This window comes from Candidatus Zixiibacteriota bacterium (assembly GCA_036480375.1).
Classification (GTDB): Bacteria; Zixibacteria; MSB-5A5; order GN15; family JAAZOE01; genus JAZGGI01.
Map to the genome: position 1 here is coordinate 1 of JAZGGI010000029.1, position 18539 is coordinate 18539.

The following is an 18539-nucleotide window of genomic DNA, read 5'->3' on the forward strand; positions in this document are numbered from 1 at the left end:
TGATATTGCAAACAATACATGCTATGCGATGTCTTGATAACTTCCATAACGGTATTATACCGCCTCAAGGCTCATTCATCCACGGCTAAAGCCGTGGTGTTCTGCCTACGGCCGCATAAAAAAAACCGGCATATTTCTATGCCGGTTCAAGGACATTTTGATTCTTTATTCGTGAAAACTCACATTAACTTCAATTACCGGTAAAAACTGGCTGTAGTTATGTAATATTAAATCGTTAGTGAATACCGGACCCCTATATGGGATATCTTTCGAAAGGAAAAACAGTGGGAAATTACGGGTTTCATCAATTGTTAAATTTGCCGGATCAGGCTCCACACCTACAACGATCGCGGCGGCAAAACCTCCGGTCGCATCGCTGTCACTAGCATTTCTGAAATTAATGGCATCATAACCAGGGGGTAAATTCAATATAAAATCCTCGCCAGGAAAATTGGGTACTTCGCGATTATCAATATATGGGTTTGATATATCGGCTGAGTCGGGACGTAAAAACGCTCCTAAGGGCAAAACGCGCCAGGACGGTTCGCCGACATACCTACCCTGCAATTTATATCCGAAAGGAACCATTTCTGGTAAATTGGCATCTTCCGGGAAATATTCATGAAAAACCCAAGCGTTATAACGCCAACCAAAAGGGCTGACATCGGGAAGGTTTTCAAGAGAAGCGGCATAATTGAAGTACTGAACCAATCCACGGAAGGCGCTGATACTATCGATGTCGTAAAATGGGAACAATAAGTAGTTTGAATCGGGAACAACGGCGGTCTCGAATTCAATATTAATGCGTCGATGCGGAATTGTATCATAGCCAAAAATAATTGTTGTATCAGTTATTGTCCAACCGGTGTCTGGAATTATGATTCCGATTGTGTCAAGCGCAGTAGTATCTGAATCCACGGGTGGAGCGACATTAACAACTTCAACACTATCGACGCCTAAGGTATCATGGTTAAACCTCTGAGTCAGCGATCGAGCGCAGAGCCAAAGCCCCTTATCCTCATTCCAAAAATTCACAAAGTCATCGGTCGGGGTGGCGGTAATATATGTACCAATGGCGCCAAAAAAACTGACCGGAAATTTCAAAATAATCGGCCTGCTAACCGGATCGACAATGTCATCAATTAGCATGAAAGTCCCCGAAGGTTCTGAGAGATCGAGATCATTACGATTCTCAATTGAGATCGCCAGATAATCGTAGTCATAATATGACCCCGGCATTTCAAATACGCTGTCAATGGCGTTTCCGTCAATGTCACGGAATCGATAAAGGGAATTATCCCAAAGGAATTTGCTTCTTGTAGTATCCGATCTTGATTTTATCGAACTAAAAGTCAAATCCCCATTGTCAGCCTCGGCTACTGCCCACAGCTCGTAGACATACAAGGTATCAAGCTCCGGCAAATAGGTAGGTCTTAATGTTAAAGAGGCAAATTCTTTAGGCTTTAACACATCATCCTTTTGCCCGCATCCAAAAGCTGCCAAAATAATCCCGCAAACCGCCAAAAGCAGTAAGCAGTTTTTCAAGTTGAAACTCATCCTCTTCATCCTCCCGACAAAGACATCATCGCAAAAAAAACTTGAACAAATAATTTATCGAAAACAATAGCTCATGTCAAGCCGTTTTTAATAAATATCCCCCTAAGTTTTTGAATTTCAGGGTCGTTGAGAAGCAAAAGCTAATTAACGACTGCTCAAGTATAAGACTTATAAGCCGATAATTTGTTTAGTGAAAAAAACATGATGAAGGAGTGGGCTTGCCCTACTGTGAAATTTGTAAATATCAAGCGGTTGATAAATCAATAAAAATGTGTCCGAATTGCGGCGCGCCATACGATAAAAAGGTCGGATCACCCGTCGAAGAGGATGATAAGTTTTCATCTCACATTGATTTAGGTGCGGATGAAGAAGATTTAATGGCAATCAATCAAGATTTTGAAGCCAATGAGGATGATTCGATTGAATTATGTGACCCCGGTGATTTATTAGTTACCCGCGACCAGGCAAAACCTGAATCCCACGAAGGATCGGAAGACAATAACAAAACGGGAAGGCTCACCGATGAAGAGGTTAAAAACATCCGTTCCAACCTATTTAAGGAAAATGATGACTATGTTTTGCCAACCTCGGCAGGTTCAATCATAAACAACCTCTCAAATGATTCCAAAGAGAATGCTCAAGAGACGGCACCTATCACGGATCTACAGAGAAACATCGACAACGAAAACAAAATTAAGATAAATAAAACCGAATCAACTCCGAAACCGGTGATAAGGCAATCCTCACCCGTTAGAAAGACCGCTTATTTTCACAGGAACTTCATTCAATTGACGGGTAATTATTCTCCGAGTACGGGCGAGGAACTGATACTTTCCAATCAGCATTATCTCCTAAGGCCAAAAAAAATTAAGAGTCAATATGCTATCGCGGCTTTCGCAACCGTATTGGTAGTACTTCTGATAATAATTGGCTCCCAATTTATATCACCGACAACTCCCGGACACGGCTCTATTATCGGAATTATTCTTGAAGATAATAATCAACCCTTTATCGGCGGAGCGGAAATATCACTGCCCAATGAAGGCAAAAAAGTCATTTCCGATGCCCAGGGTTTCTTCAGGTTTGATAAAATCCCGACCGGTGTTTATACCATTCAATATAAATTATCAGATGGTTCCCTGATATCTGAAGAAATATCAATTGCCGCAGGCGAAATCTCGACATTGATCCTGGGGGGCAAGGGAGCTTTCGCCAATCTTGAAGTGGCCTCACAATCTAAGTATTCTTATTCAAAGACGTCACAATCGACTCAATCAAATAAAAGTCAAAAACAATCTAATTCTTCCCCAACGGGAAAATCTACCGAGATAAATAAAGCGGAAAATAAATATTCGTCGCTCAGATTACAGGCCAACGTCGAAAATGCCCGTCTTAAAATGAACGGACAGGTCTTGGGATTGGGAAACCTTACTTATAAAAAACTTCGTGTGGGCAAGCACACGGCCGAAGTCAGCAAAAAAGGATATAAAAGCTGGAAAGGTGCTGTCAGGTTACAAAGCGGCGAAACATATGTTTTAAAGGCCAATCTCGAAAAGATTGAGTTGATCCAGAAAGAAACCGCCCCGGAACCGCCGCCTCAGAAAACCGCTAATGATTTTTATGAAATGGGCAATTCAAATCTGGCCAACGGTAATATACAAGATGCGATTGGCAATCTGACAGAAGCAATAAATTTAAAGCCCTCAATGGCCGATGCCTATAAGCTGCGGGCCGATGCCTATCTGAGTAATAATCAATCCGCAAAAGCAGAAATTGATTATGTGCGAGCGGGGGAAATCTATGCGAGCCAAAAGCGTGAGAGCGCGGCCGTGAATATGTTTGAAAAGGCTCTTGATATTAATGATAAATCAATCCCGGCGCATCTCAATATGGCTTCATATTATAAACGCAAGAATAATATCGAAGAAGCGCTTCGATTGTACAAACAAGTCTTAAGAAAAGATAAAAACAATTTTACCGCAAATTTTGAAATGGGCAAAATATACTTCTCAATGGGTAAAAACCGGGATGCCGATAAAAAACTTCGTAAAGCTAAAGACCTGTCGCGGCGTTCCGCTGAAGTTTATCACTATCTGATGCTCAATTATTTTGCTCGCGATGATTTCAAAAAAGTTAAAGACTCATACGCCGATTTCAAGAAGAATGTATCCGAGAATGAGATTAAATCTTTCAAGAATAATTCCAAATTTGACGCTATTCACAGAATTGTTGGAGAATATGTCAGACCATAAATCTTGATTTATACTTATAAATAAAAAACCCATCATTACCGATTAATGATGGGTTTTTAATTTTGCGATTTAACTATCGATTAATAATCCGGAATCACTATTAAATGATTACGATTTTCAATTATTGTCTATCCAATAGTCAGCCGTATAACGATCCGCAACCAGTTCACCAACTTCTTTGGCCTCTTCCATCGTCTCATATACCCCGATACGTAAACGATAATACGTGATTCCATCAATATTAGCGCTTACGACAAACGCCGGATAATCGCGGCCGATATATTTATCAGCCATCATTTGAGCGAATTCATAAGTAGAATAACTGCCGACTTGAACGACAAAGCCGGATAAACTTGAATAATCCGGAGCAGAACTCGGCTCTTCAGGCGCTTCGCTCGTCTCCGCGGCGGTTACTTCGGCAAGGGTGTCGATTTCCTCACCCGCACCGGTTCCTTCCAGGGAATCCATTACGGCCCCCGCGTCGTCCTGAGCTGCCTCCTGACTAAGGGCGTCAACTTCTTCCTGATTCTTATTGCATCCGATCAGGACCAGTCCGCTACAGAGAACCACAATAATTATATAGCGTGCCATGGCACCTCCTTATCTTCATCCTTGACTATTGACAGTGTAGAAGCAAAAAAAACTTTTGTCAAGCATATAACAATCCGCAAAAAAAACATTGAACTCACTCTTTAATTTGTATAATAATATGTCGGAAGAATGTGAAAGGAACTCAAGTAGATGAAATTTCCAAATAGAATATCAGATTTGGTCGGCAACACGCCATTAATTGAATTGCCGTTTTATGATAAACAAAATCCGGGACCGAAAATACTCGCCAAACTGGAATATATGAATCCCGGAGGTTCCGTTAAGGACCGTCTTGCGAAATTCATTATTGAGGAAGCTCTCAAAGAAGGTCGCTTGAAAAAGGGTGATACCATAATTGACAATACCTCTGGAAACACCGGGGTGGGTGTCGCCATGATAGCGGCCGCCTATGGTCTGAAGGCAGTCTTTACCACGCCGGAAAAAACGAGTCAGGAAAAAGTAGATCTCATCAAGGCTCTGGGCGCTGAGGTTATTCGCACTCCTACCGATGCCGCCTGGGATGATCCGCGGAGTTGCTATCAACTGGCTCGCAGCCTGGCCCGGGAAAAAGGTTACTTTCTATTTAATCAATATGACAATCCGGACAATATCAGGACTCATTATTACAGTACCGGTCCCGAAATCTGGAAACAAACAGACGGGAAAATCACGCATTTTATCGGAGGGATTGGTACCGGAGGAACCGTCTCCGGCGTCGGGCGATATCTCAAAGAGCAAAATAGCGATGTAAAGATTATTGCTGTTGATCCTGCCGGCTCCATGTTTGCCGATTATATTAAAACCGGCAAAATACATGATTCACAAACCTATTTAGTAGAGGGAATCGGATCGGAAAAAGTAACCAAAGCTCTTGACCCAAATGTTATTGACGATGTAATTTCGGTCACTGATGAGCAATCGTTTTCCATAGCCCGTATGATAACCAGACGATTTGGTGTTTTGGCCGGAGGATCTTCCGGAACTGCAACTTATGCCGCCCTGGAAATTGCCAAAGACTTAACTCCCGACGATTTAATTGTAGTTATCTTTGCCGATTCGGCGATTCGGTATCTTTCGAAGTGCTTCTCCGACGAATGGATGCTCAGTCATGGTTTTTCAATTGAGGAGACAACAGCAACATGAAGATAATAACCCTGATTGCTCTTTTAGGGCTTTTTCTGATTTCCATGGGAATCGCTGACGATAATATAGATACCAATGACTTTCCCCTGTTACCCTCGGAATTTGTTTGGGTATATGGATTTATACCTCAAGACGCCCAGGTTAGCCACCATTATACATTATTGAATCATCACAAAGACACAATAACAATAACTGAGTTGATCCCCGGTTGCGATTGCACTCATGTCCCCCGTGCTCCCATTACGATACCGCCGGGGGAAATTTATACTTTGCCGGTAAAATTCGACTCCAAAACTTATAGAGGTGAAGTTCAACAAGATGTTCGCATTGTAACCGATTATGAACCATATCCTGAAATTCACGTATATTTTGCCTTAATTATAGGACGCTCTCCGAAAACAGTGAAAATCGATCCAATATCAACCGTTTTCATCATGGGTAAAAAATCCCAAAAGTTTTCTTTGCAGAATCTAATTAATGAGAAAGCGTCCGTGAGTATAAAAATCGATCACGATTCCGGTTTCGTCGTCTCTGAATCCAATTTTGAGCTAAAAGGTAACAGTACAGTCGAATTTGAGATTTCTCCGGTGTGGGAAAATTTACCTTATGGGCCACATTATGCCGCTATCGTCATTGAATTAGAGCGCAAGGAAAAATTCCAGCTTACAATCCCGGTTAAAACCAACAAATTCTAATGTATTATATCCGTCTTTTAACGAATATTTCCTGATTTTTTCCCGTATTTTTTAAAAATTTGAAAGATTTTCACATTTAAAGTAACTCTTATGATAAAAAAAGGGCATAGAAATTAAAATTATTTTAAACATTTTGCGGATAAATTCGTCATAGTCCAAGATAAGTTTTAAGAATTATTAAATGAGGGTGACATTCTGCTGTCCCTGGGTAGTTTCCTAGCCCCCTCTACCCGACCGGAGTGCGCCCTCTTTTTTTATGTTCCGTAATATGTAAAGCGGCTGAAATTCGTAATTTTGGCAAATAAGAAATTATTTTATTGCATCTGGACAATTCTCGATTATATTTGAGATAGAATTTGCCAGAGCATGAAAAAAATTGCCCGAATACCGCCCAAAAAATAATGCCTCATTGTCCGGTCCAAACAGGAGTAACTCGAATTCTATATTTTTGGGGAAGAAGGTAAGTACTTAAGAAATCGACAAATTAACATTTAGGCTCAGAAAGATAAATAAAATGATTCTCAATTATCGACTCTTTGAAAAATTTACCCGAAATTGCCTGGCGTGCATTCGGTTGGCATTATTTCTCATTCCGTTAATATGTTTATCATCAATTATACAAGCGGAGGTTGCGACCGAAAATGAAATGGAAAGAGTGTGTCGGAACTGGCTTGCTAAAACTGTAGTCCAAAATGGGCATTGGGCCGGAACAGCAACGCCGGATATTGTATCCATTCAGGAAATCTACTCTAATGATACGGTTCTGGCCCGCATATATAATATATCTCCGTCCGGTTTCATTATAGTTCCGTCCCTTAAGGAGTTGAGCCCTATTAAAGCATATTCTGAGGTATCAACTCTGGATGAAAATCAGGAAAATGGTTTTCTCTCGCTTTTGCGCGAGACTTTATCGAGAAAATTCCAGATTTTCGCGGAAAATTATGGAAGTCTGGAAGCGTCCCAAGTCGAGGATATGGCTATTTTTGATCCGCAACAGCAAGCAAAATGGGGAGAATATACCAAGTCGGAAAAGGAATTTTTATCAGGCGATATCCTTGATAAATCCGTTCTGGTCGAAGCCGGTCCGCTTACCACCACAACCTGGCACCAGAGGAGTCCCTATAATGATTACTGTCCAACCGGTGACGGGGGGCGCTGCGTAGTTGGCTGTGTGGCCACCGCCACGGCGCAGATTTTGGCTTACTGGCAATGGCCCCCTGCGGGTATGGGCCAGCATTCATATATTTGGGAAGGCGATAATTCATGTGACGGAAGCACCCCCGCGCAGGAGTTAACGGCCGATTATTCCGATTCTTACGATTGGGCTAATATTCCCGATAATTGCCATGCCGGTTGTACGGCCGAACAGGAGGCCGCCCTGGCTGAGTTGAATCACGAGGTTGGTGTCGCGTTTGAAATGAATTATGGAGTGTGCGGGTCGGGCGCGTCAACGTCATATGGCGCCGTTGTCTTCCCTACTTATTTCAAGTATAGCACTGATATCAGGGTTGAACACCGTATTGACCATGATCTCAATAGCTGGTTTAATGTCATTCGCGAAGAGATCGACAATGGACGTCCGGCTCAATATCGTATTAATTTACATTCTATTGTTTGTGACGGTTATCGCGATCAGGGCGCCGGTCAATATGAATATCATATGAATTATGGATGGAACAATAGCTTTACCACCTGGTATGTTTTTGACAATCTATATTGCGGGTGGATTGATCCCGATGATATTTGCCCTTACGAGGAAGAGTTTGTAATTGTGAACATTAAACCGCAGGATAAGCCGAAGTTTATATATATCGGTAATTCCATGACCGAAGCCGACGGAGATGGAAAAATTGAACCGGGAGAAAGCGTATCAATTTCCTTGACTATAGAAAATTTTGGAATTGGCGCCGTCAACACTACCGGCACATTTTCCTGCGCAGACGAAAATGTTGATATAACCTCTGAGTCCATTTCTTTTCAGGAGATTATCCAATGGGGAGAGCAATGCACATCTCTCGATAATCTTGAATTATCAATATCTCCCACTTGTCCGACGAATTATATTATTACGCTAAATTATACGTTAAGCGAATTTGGAGGATATTCGTATTCAGATTCTATTTTCGTTTATATCGGAAATGAATCAGGTTTTTCCGATGATTTGGAATCCGGCGCGGGTTATTGGACACATAGGAAAATAATTCCGATGTATGTAGATCAATGGCACATTGAAACCCAAAGAGCTTACAGCGGAACTACGAGTTGGAAGTACGGCGGCGCAGGGACAAATGATTACGCCAATAATTCCGACGGAGCGTTGATTTCTCCCCCATTTTTATTGCCAAATAACGCCATATTGGAATTCTGGCACTGGATGGACGCCGAGGGTGATTCTGATCCCGATAGTGCGTGGGACGGAGGTAATGTCTGGATTTCATCGGGAGACGGCAATTGGTTTTTTATAACTCCTGACGGGGGGTATCCTCGCGGCATTATAAATAATCCCGCCAGTCCCTTTGAACCCGGAACCCCATGTTATTCAAGTAGTTTCGATTGGATTCAGGCTTCGTTTGACCTCTCTTCATATGCGGGAATCGTCCAAATCATGTTTAGATTTGGCTCGGATGGTTATGTTACCGAGGAAGGCTGGTATATTGATGATATATCGATTACCGGTGATCCCTATTTCGCCTGCGGTGACGCTAACGGTGATCAATCGGTCAATGTTGGAGACGCGGTATATATAATTAGTTATGTCTTTAAGGGTGGCCCCGAACCATTACCGGTGAAAATCGCCGGAGACGCTAATTGCGATGGAGATTGTAATGTTGGAGATGCAGTTTATATAATTAATTATGCCTTTAAGAGCGGTCCTGCTCCCTGCACCGATTGCCCGCAATAATCATGCGAGGAAAAATAAAAAAAAGCCCGGATTGAGCCCGGGCTTTTTCGTTTAAATATCAAATCTATAATCCGTAAATCTCACCAAATTTCTCGTTTAAGTATTTAACGAGAGGAATATGGGATAATCCTTCACCGGTTAGATTCCTGCATAAATCCTGGGCCCGGTATTTCTGGCCGTGAATATGAATATTCTCTCTTAACCATTCCCGCAAAGTCAAGAAATCTCCCTGCTCAAACCGTTGTTCAAGATCGGAAATATCTTTTTTGGCCTGGGCAAAGAATTGGGCCGCATAAATATTCCCCAGCGCATAAGTCGGGAAATACCCGATATAACCGGAAGACCAATGAATATCCTGCAGACAGCCATTGGCGTCTTTGTCCACTTTTATCCCAAAGTACTTCTCAAAGCGTTCGTTCCATTCCTTGGCGGCGTCGGCGATTTTGACGTCGCCGTTTAACAGAGCCCGTTCCATTTCAAATCGCAAAAGAATATGCAGGTTATAAGTTACTTCGTCGGCTTCGACGCGGATGAACGACGGCGCAACATTATTAACAGCTCCATAAAAATCATCGAGAGTGACTCCGTTTAAGGGCTCTCTGAAAATCGACTTGGCAATTGGGAAAAAATATTTCCAAAACGATTTAGAGCGCCCGACCATATTTTCCCACATTCGAGACTGCGACTCATGAATTCCCAAAGAAATTGACTTACCCATTGGGGTTCCAAAATGGGTTTTTTGGTCTATTCCCATCATGTATAAAGCATGCCCGGTTTCGTGAATTGTTCCGAATAGTGCTTCATTGATATGGTTAGGGTTATAACGAGTCGTGATTCTCGAATCACCCGGGCCAAATCCTGCCGAAAAAGGATGCGTTGCTACATCAAGACGGCCTTGATTAAAATCATACCCTATCCTGTCGGCGACCATTTCTCCAAAAATTTTCTGCCTGGCGATATCATACGGTTGTTCGACAATCGATACCTTCGGTTTTTCGGGAGCATCTTTTATTTTGACCAGCAATTCAACCAGTTCCACGCGTAATTTTTCAAAAACATCAGCAACTTCGTCAACTGTCGCTCCCGGTTCATAATTATCCAATAGGGCGTTATACGGCTCGCCTTCATAACCGTAGGCTTCCGCTTTTTTCTTAGTCAGATCGACTATTTTTTTCAGCCAAGGCTCAAATATTTTGAAATCACTTGCCTTGCGGGCGGCCGCCCATTCATTGTGAGCCAGGGCGGTTGTTTTTTCGATCTCTTCAACCAAATCCTTGGGCAGTTTGATTTCTTTATCATACATATAGCGCAGCTCGCGAATATTCACCGCTTCTACCGATAAAGGATCCTTGACAAGGTCCGACTCTTCAACGGCCGATATCATTTCACCGACCTGGGGCGAAACAAATTTCTCATGCATCATTCCGGCCAAAAGGCTTGTCATCTGCGCGCGAATTTCCGCCCCCATAGGTGGCATATTAACTCGATGATCCCATTCGAGCACACCATAACATGAACCGAGCAGACTGATTTCTTTTATTTCCCTTATCAGTTCATTATAAACTTCCTGTGCGTTCATTCAATCTCCTTGTGTCTGAATATATGTTAATTTGATATTTACACATTTACGGTTGAATATATACAAATGTTTAATTTAAATCAATTTCTGATAACGTATCGCAGGAATTATTTTATTTAATGCCCCTTTTTTTATAATCGCTGCATGCGCCTTCAGCGAGATTACAGACCAGGTCGGATAATTTTTTGGGATAAATTACTTTAGCGTCGGCGCCGAAACCGACAAGCCACCGGCTTATTTCTTCTAAGCCACTGGCCTGAATTGAATAGTCAAGCCCTCCATTTTTCAAATTTGAATCATATTCAATATACCGAGAAGGCGGGCATAACGGTTTTTGCGAACACTCATATCATTATATTACATAAGTAAATAACATTTGTCAACTTTATTGCCAGATAACTCAAAAAATAATTACCCGCCCTATTGACTGTAGGATTAATCCCATAATTTGAAATCTTTCACGGCCATTTCACAATCTTTATCTCATTGACAATCATAGACATAACTTATTTGAGCGACTCGGCACAGGCTTTGCAAAAATGCCCATAGCTAATAAACCTTTTTAGGGGGAGGAATAATGGCCTCGAAAAGAAAACGCGATAAGATAAGTTTATCAAGAAAGATGATATACTGGCTTGGCCATCTGGTTTGCGCTTTTGTTGTCATCATAGTCTTTTTGACGCTTGTTCAATGCACAATTAAAAAGCCGGAGGCTCCGAGCTGGCGCACAAATATAGTAGTTCCGCTGGCCAACAAAACCTGGATAATGTCTGAAATTATCGAGAAAATCGACCAGGAAAATCTAACCGTCGACGAGAACGGTAATCCAATGTTTTTCTATGAAAATCTGCTCGATACAGTTGTCATCGATGGTTCATTTTCAATTACTGATATAACTGAAACGGTGGCAGAATCATTGGGAATAATTTCTCTTGATCCAATTGCGGCTACGAGTTTCGATATCAATCTATCAGATCAATTTCCCGGAGTGCCAGCCGGCACATTTCCAGATACTTCTTTTACCATATATAGTACATTACCGGCTCTGGGTGATTTCACCAGCGCCACAGTTGCATCAGGATTTGCGGTAATTGCAATCGATAATAATTTCGGCTTGTATCTGGATACTGTAATAGTAACTATCAATGATGAAGTTAATTATATTCAAATAACTTCCTATTCCATTCCCGGCGGGATTCCGTCTGGATCGTCATCGGTTGACAGTATTAATCTTGCCGGAAAGACTATCTCTAATCAGTTAAGCGCCCAAATTCACTGTCATGCTCAACAACAGCTGTCATTCTCATTATCCGGAAAATCGCTGACATCATCAGTAGGTATGCCCGACGGCCTCAACGTTTCCTCAGCCACGGCAGAGACCCCACAGATAACAAAAGCATTCAATAACAGCGTGGATATTGATTCTGAACATCAATTGGAGATTGCTCAATTGCTATCGGGAACACTGGTACTTGATATCTATAATAACACCAACATTCCCGCAACACTGACAATTTCACTGCCTGATATAAAAGAAGGCGGTATTTCTTTTCAGGTAGATCAGCCTATTTTAGCTCAGCAACAGAATACATTAATATATGATCTCAGCGGCTATACTATTGAACCTCTTGATCAAACCATGCCGCAGGGATTGAGCGTAGATGTTAGCGCCGACGTTGCTTCATCAAGTCCTTACGAAGTAACAATAAATGCCAACGACGATTTCCGCGTAGCGGCCACTCTGCAAAATTTCAACATCGGAAATGTGCAGGGCATTATTGCTCCCACATCGGCCAATTTTGATTCAATCCAGCAGGAAATTGAGATACCAACCGGTTTTGATCAGATGCAATTGCCGGCGGCGGTGATTGTTCTCGAAGTAGAAAATACTGTCAACATCCCCGGAAGTTTTAATATCAGCGTTGATGGCGATCAAGGCCAGCATAAGACTATAACCGGAAATATTGCCCCCGGGACGCAGGCAAACCCCGTTACGACAATAATTGTAGATAGTAACCTTGCTTCATTTATGGATCCGATTCCGGAAGTCTTTACTGTTGCCGGAAGCGCCACGTTTGGCGACGGTGTATCCCAGGGATCCATAAGCTCCAGTGATTATATTGTCACCAAAGTAACCCTATCTTCACCGCTGGAAATGGTTATTGACTCATCTACATTTGATGGTGAGTGGGAAGATACGAATCTTGATATAGACAGCGGCATAGTCAACAGCCTCAAACTGGCTAATTTTTTCGCGACCTTTGAAAACCACCTACCGGTCGGTTTATCGGCTGAAATACTATTGAACGGTGATTCGGCAACATTATATACCAATCCTGAAGTGATTTTAGGTCCTATCGATGTTCCGGCCGGGAATCTCAATCCCGACGGCACCGTATCCTCGGCCATAATTACTGAAAACATCGTGACAATGGATTCTATCTCGGTTCTGGTTCTCAATAATGACTCTTTATGGATCGGTGAGTTGATAACTCTGCACAGTACCAATGGGACATCGGTGAAAATGAGCGCTTCGGATTATTTGAAAATTACCGGATACATTGAGATTGATTTCAATTTTAGCGAAGATCTGTGGGAGGATTAATCATGACCGGTAATTTATTTTCAAAAATTGATCAGGGGGCCAATATGAAAAAGGTTATTACTTGTGCCATCTGTCTTCTGGGAATTCTTGCTGTGACTTTTAATCCAGCCCTGGGCTCAGGGCTATCAAATGCTCGCGCAATTGGAATGGCCGGAGCATACTCATCCCTGGCCCGCGGGTTTGACTGTCCCTATTTCAATCCTGCTAATCTCGGGATAGAAGGCAAAAAAAATAACGGCTTTCAACTTGTGGGTGTAGGCGCCGCCATATCCAATAACAGCTTTTCTCTGGATGATTATAACAAATATACCGGAGCGACCTTGAGCGAAGGCGATAAAGCGACTCTTTTAAGTAAAATCCCCGCGGAAGGATTAAAGGTTTCCGCTGATGTCGAAGCCAGCGCTCTATCCTTTGGATTTGGCAACATAGCCATTTCATTCTCGGGATATGGAGCGGCTGAAATCAGTATCAGCCATGCCGTGGCGGAGCTTCTTCTCAACGGCAACACCTTAAATGACACGCTTACCCTCAATGGAACTTACGGCGAAGGATTTGGCGTCGCATCCGCTAATTTTTCTTATGGACGCCGCCTTTATCATAAAGGCGACCGTCAATTAGCCGCCGGTTTGACATTCAAATATGTCAAAGGTTTCGGGTATGAAGAAATTACACACCTAAACGGCGAGGCTGTTACACTGGCAACCGGATTTGAAGGTTCCGGCAGTATAGTGTCTCGAACGGCTCTGGGCGGCAGCGGTTATGCCGTCGATCTGGGTGGCTCATTGAAATTGAACAATAGCTATACGGTCGGGGTGACGGTTTTTAATATTCTAAACAATATCTCCTGGAACAAAGATACCGAGGAACATCGCTATTCATTCGAATTCGATACTCTGACAGTCACCAATATGAGTAAAGATGATATCATTACTTCTTCCGATACAACCGTTGCCATACCGAATTTTTCAACCAAACTGCCTTCCAAAATCAGGTTTGGATTCGCAAAAACCACGGGGTCGCTGCTCTGGGCCGTCGAATGGGAACAGGGATTTAAGAAGGCAGCAGGCAGCAGTTCCAGGCCACGGATAACCTCCGGAGCCGAATATCATCTTTTGAGCTTTTTGCCAATACGAGCTGGTTTCGGCATTGGAGGCAAAAGAGGCGTCACGTATGCTGGCGGCCTGGGGATTAATGCCTCAGCCGTATTTTTAGATTTCGCGATTGCCAGCTACAATGCCATCAGCGGAGCATCAGGCAAGGGTTTGAATTTTGCGCTCAACATGGGTTTCAGAATCTAAGAGTTAATGATGCCGGAATTGTTTATTGCCAAAAGATTCTATGTGATAGTGATTGCACTGTTTATAGGTATGGCCGGATTGTCACCGGCCATGCCTCCTCATCCAAAATTGAAGAGTAAAATCTCCTCCGGCGAGATAATATATCCCGATTGCAATAAATCAATTACGTCTGCAGACATGCGGGAAAAACGAAATATTGCACAAAAAAATAAATCATCACTAAATTCCGGTCCATTCAGAGTTTTGTGCTTGCTCGTTGATTTCTCGGATAACCTTTCGCAGACGCAATCATCGTTTTTGGATACATTGATATTTGAAAACCAATCGGGTACCGTAAGAAATTACTATAACGAAATTTCTTACGGTCAAATTGATATTGTTTCCATAAACCTTCCCTCGACGCTGGGCTGGAACCGAGCGCCGCAGGAATATGCTTTTTACGTAGATGATAACTATGGAATAAATTCAGCCTACCCCAATAACTCACAAAAACTATGTGAAGATTTGGTAGATTTGGCTGATGCTAATATAGATTATTCACAATATGATAACGATGGCGATGGGTATGTCGATGTTATTATGATTGTTCATTCCGGGCCAGGCGCCGAATTTTCCGGGAATACCGCCGATATGTGGTCGCATAAATGGGCTATCAAACCGCGCAGCAAAGACGGAGTCTATATCAGCGATTATACCGTTATGCCGGAATATTGGAATTCACCGAATGATTTGACCATGGGCGTTTACTGTCATGAATTGGCTCACGCCTTTGGCTTGCCGGATTTGTACGATGAAGACAACGGTTCTTACGGAACCGGTAGTTATTCTTTGATGTCGATTGGATGCTGGAATGGATACTTAGGAGATAGTCCGGCCCACCCCGATGCATGGAGTAGGATTCAATTGGGCTGGTTAACGCCGATTAATATCATATCAAGCCAATCGAACGCCGCTATTCCAGAAGTAGAAAATAATTCGGTAGCTTATCGCCTGTGGATAAACGGCGTCATTGGCGATGAATATTTTCTGGTAGAAAATCGACAGCGCGTCGGATACGACGCGGCTCTCCCCGGTTCAGGCTTATGCATATGGCATATAGATGAAGGATTGACTCATAATAATTATGAATGGCATCCCGCCCATGATGCTTTCGGTAACTATTTAGTGGCCCTGGAACAGGCTGACAACCTATATCAATTGGAAAAGCTTATCTCGACTGGCGATGCCGGCGATCAATTTCCAGGCACGAATAACGTCAATGAATTCGCGCCATGGACGAATCCAGGCTCAAATAGTTATGCTGGTGACACTACTCTCGTATCGGTAACCAATATTTCCAATAGTGGCGAGATTATGTATGCCGATTTCTCCGTTTCGCTCGCTTCGGATAATGAACAAAACCCAGGAGGCGAAGGCGCCAGTTTATCTCTTCCCGGCATAATCCTGGAGCAAAATTATCCCAACCCCTTTAATCCCATCACCACGATAAGATTCACATTAGCCAATACCGGGCACGTTGGGATTAAAATTTACAATATACTGGGGGAAATAATTTCAGAATATGATAAAGGTATAATGCCGTCCGGAACATATAGTTTTCAATGGAACGGTACCGATAACGCCGGGAACACCCTGCCGAGCGGAATATATCTTTATGAATTCATAACCGACAACAGTTATGAAGTTCGAAAGATGATTCTCGCTAAATAATGTCTTTTACGTACCCGGAGCTATTCGATACATCGGAAATTGAAGAGTAACCCCCGAAGAGTTGTGAACCGTTAACGGTGAAGCTTTTGCGCTATTCATCCTTTACAGTAGAATAATCAAAATCAGCTTCGATGTTTCGCCCTTGACTCTTTTTCTCCCGTTTTAACTGCATATAACATGTCTTGCAAAGCTTAGGATCCTCTGTATATCCTTTCTCTGCAAAATACTCCTGTGCGGCAATTGTAAATACAAACTCCTCGCCACAATCGCCACATATCAGGATCTTCATTTCAAAACCTGAACTCATGATCCCCCTCTCGGATCGAATTAATTACTTCCCTGTAAATAGTCCTGCAATAATTCCAATTTGCCTTAGTTGAGATTTACGTTTATATACCACCGTCATATATTCTTGTCAACATAAAACAATAGTAATTTATGTTTATACAATAAAGTGTTTTGGACCTATGCTTTTCAGAGCATTAAGGTATTCTTTCAGAGCAGGGCTCCTCCCCTCCTTTGAAGATTGCGCTAATTATCCTCACCGCATCCCCAACATTCACTCCACCATCACAATTGGCGTCGCCGCATTCCATAATCGGCATAGGTGGAAGACCATCTTTGAAAATAAAATTTATCAGATATATGGCGTCGCCGACATTCATTTGTCCGTCATTATTGGCGTCACCATAAGGATGTAACTTGGTAGTCAAGTAATAATAGTTGCCGGAAGATAATGATGTAACCGTTATCGGCGTGATAATTACTTTATCGAAATCTTCTATGTGCGGTTTATAAACGTAAAGCGGTTCGTTGGCGGAGGCGGTATAATGAGATATTTCGTTGGCATCCCCGGACATGAAGATTGTCCCGATACCCCATCGGACGACCGGCCTGCCTTCCAAAATAGCTTCAAATATACCCTTATCATCCGGTCCAACCTCGAATTCAACATAACTGCTGGCTAATCCGAATGGCTGTTGTACAGGCAAAATTGAATCATGTACCAAAGTCGTATGATATCTATCAATGGGTACCTCAGGATAATTAATCGCTTCAGAGTAATAATTATCTTCAACATATCTGCTGCCGGTGAAATAATTCCAGATGACAAATTCAGGAAGAATTGTTTTCAAGGTTTTTCCCGTGCCGATTAAGGCGGAATCAACCGCATCTAAGGGGGTATTATTCCTCATGGCCATCCAAACGTCTCTGATAACCAGGGAATTTATTTTTTCCTTTAGAAACATGGGCCAGACAAAGGCGCCATACATATGGAGGTACACGCTGGAATTCAGACTTTCCTCGGGAACATTAAAGAAAAAGGGCAAATAGGCATAGTTATCATTTACTTCAGGGAAAAGACATTCTTCCATAAACGTGGCGCAGGCTTCCATCCACCATAAATTGTTATCGAGATCATTGGCGTATCCAAATTGAACGGCGTGGAAATATTCATGAGCGCATGTTACCTTCTGCGCCCCGATAACACGGCCCTCCGGGTCATCATTGGGAGGAGCAAAGGTGAAATTGCGATTAATCATTACGTATGAGGTATAATCATTCCAGGGCGAATCAGCGGGTTGTTCGAATACCGTCGCGCCGTAGGCCATAATAGACACTAAGAATATTTCGTATTTATCGTAACCCGCTTCCAGTGGCGCCGGATAATAACCCGAATTATTTACATAGGTGACATATGAACTGTCGGCATAAATACCGGTTCTTTCCACAAAATCCGGAATTTCGTTGGCATCTAAATCATCCGTAACAGTCGCCTCTCCTCCGCTGGTATCATAATAAATTTTAAAATAACCTAAAGGTGAATCATAAGTGCATTGTTTGCCGGGGCGGGCCAGCATAGTTGACAACGATGCCTTTTGATCGGGGGTAAATTTGTCCCAGTTATTCTTAATTTCACCTATTAAACCTGTGGCGGATTTCAGGTAATTATCAGAGCTAATCGCGGCCGCTTTGTCAGAAATTTCGATTGGAGTGAACAGGATAACGCTTTTTTCATACAGCATTTCAGTCCTGGTTATCAGACCTTTTTCATAAGCAACGGAGATATCATCAAAATTGCTCCACTCCGCCGCAACTGTCAAATTAAAGACAATGCACAGAAACAAGGATATGAATAGAGCCTTCGTTTCCATCCTGAAATTAAAAAGTTGATCCATGTTATTCCTACTCAACAGGTTAATAAT

At 42.5% G+C, this 18539-nt stretch carries 12 protein-coding genes; 7 read left to right on the forward strand and 5 right to left on the reverse strand.

The window, feature by feature from the left end:
- Positions 1–165: 165 nt before the first annotated feature.
- Positions 166–1557 (reverse strand): hypothetical protein, encoded by a 1392-nt coding sequence (locus V3V99_09515; GenBank protein ID MEE9442890.1) that lies wholly within the window; start codon positions 1555–1557, stop codon positions 166–168.
- 218 nt (positions 1558–1775) lie between these two features.
- On the opposite strand from V3V99_09515, the gene V3V99_09520 reads away from it, so the two are divergent.
- Entirely contained in the window at positions 1776–3809 is a 2034-nt protein-coding gene (locus tag V3V99_09520) for a tetratricopeptide repeat protein (protein ID MEE9442891.1), read from the forward strand.
- Positions 3810–3926: 117 nt separating this feature from the next.
- On the opposite strand, the gene V3V99_09525 is transcribed toward V3V99_09520, so the two are convergent.
- Entirely contained in the window at positions 3927–4400 is a 474-nt protein-coding gene (locus V3V99_09525) for an SPOR domain-containing protein (protein MEE9442892.1), read from the reverse strand.
- A gap of 150 nt (positions 4401–4550) precedes the next feature.
- On the opposite strand from V3V99_09525, the gene V3V99_09530 reads away from it, so the two are divergent.
- The 3 genes from V3V99_09530 (at position 4551) to V3V99_09540 (ending at position 9140) form a co-directional block, all read left to right on the forward strand.
- Complete coding sequence (locus V3V99_09530; GenBank protein MEE9442893.1) at positions 4551–5543, forward strand: cysteine synthase family protein; 993 nt, start codon at positions 4551–4553, stop codon at positions 5541–5543.
- A complete protein-coding gene (locus tag V3V99_09535; GenBank protein ID MEE9442894.1) occupies positions 5540–6238 on the forward strand; it encodes a DUF1573 domain-containing protein in 699 nt (232 codons plus the stop codon). Before V3V99_09530 ends, V3V99_09535 begins: the two co-directional genes overlap by 4 nt.
- A 646-nt stretch (positions 6239–6884) precedes the next feature.
- Positions 6885–9140, forward strand: coding sequence for a C10 family peptidase (locus V3V99_09540; GenBank protein MEE9442895.1), 2256 nt, complete (start codon positions 6885–6887; stop codon positions 9138–9140).
- Between the two features lie 64 nt (positions 9141–9204).
- Here the strand turns inward: V3V99_09540 and V3V99_09545 are convergent, their stop codons facing one another.
- Positions 9205–10719, reverse strand: a complete 1515-nt coding sequence (locus tag V3V99_09545) for a carboxypeptidase M32 (GenBank protein ID MEE9442896.1) — start codon at positions 10717–10719, stop codon at positions 9205–9207.
- Between the two features lie 577 nt (positions 10720–11296).
- Here V3V99_09545 and V3V99_09550 point away from each other — a divergent pair.
- From V3V99_09550 to V3V99_09560, 3 genes are read left to right on the forward strand one after another with little or no spacing between them, the layout of a single operon-like run.
- Positions 11297–13324, forward strand: a complete 2028-nt coding sequence (locus V3V99_09550) for a hypothetical protein (protein ID MEE9442897.1) — start codon at positions 11297–11299, stop codon at positions 13322–13324.
- 2 nt (positions 13325–13326) lie between these two features.
- Positions 13327–14622 carry a DUF5723 family protein gene (locus V3V99_09555; protein MEE9442898.1) on the forward strand — a complete coding sequence of 432 codons (1296 nt, stop codon included), beginning with the start codon at positions 13327–13329 and terminating at the stop codon, positions 14620–14622.
- 6 nt (positions 14623–14628) lie between these two features.
- Positions 14629–16332: a M6 family metalloprotease domain-containing protein gene (locus V3V99_09560; protein ID MEE9442899.1), complete on the forward strand. Its 1704-nt coding sequence runs from the start codon at positions 14629–14631 to the stop codon at positions 16330–16332.
- A 91-nt stretch (positions 16333–16423) separates the two neighbouring features.
- Here V3V99_09560 and V3V99_09565 read toward each other — a convergent pair whose 3' ends face one another.
- Positions 16424–16639, reverse strand: a complete 216-nt coding sequence (locus V3V99_09565) for a zinc-ribbon domain containing protein (protein ID MEE9442900.1) — start codon at positions 16637–16639, stop codon at positions 16424–16426.
- Positions 16640–16814: 175 nt separating this feature from the next.
- Positions 16815–18512, reverse strand: coding sequence for a dockerin type I repeat-containing protein (locus tag V3V99_09570; protein MEE9442901.1), 1698 nt, complete (start codon positions 18510–18512; stop codon positions 16815–16817).
- Positions 18513–18539 lie beyond the last annotated feature (27 nt).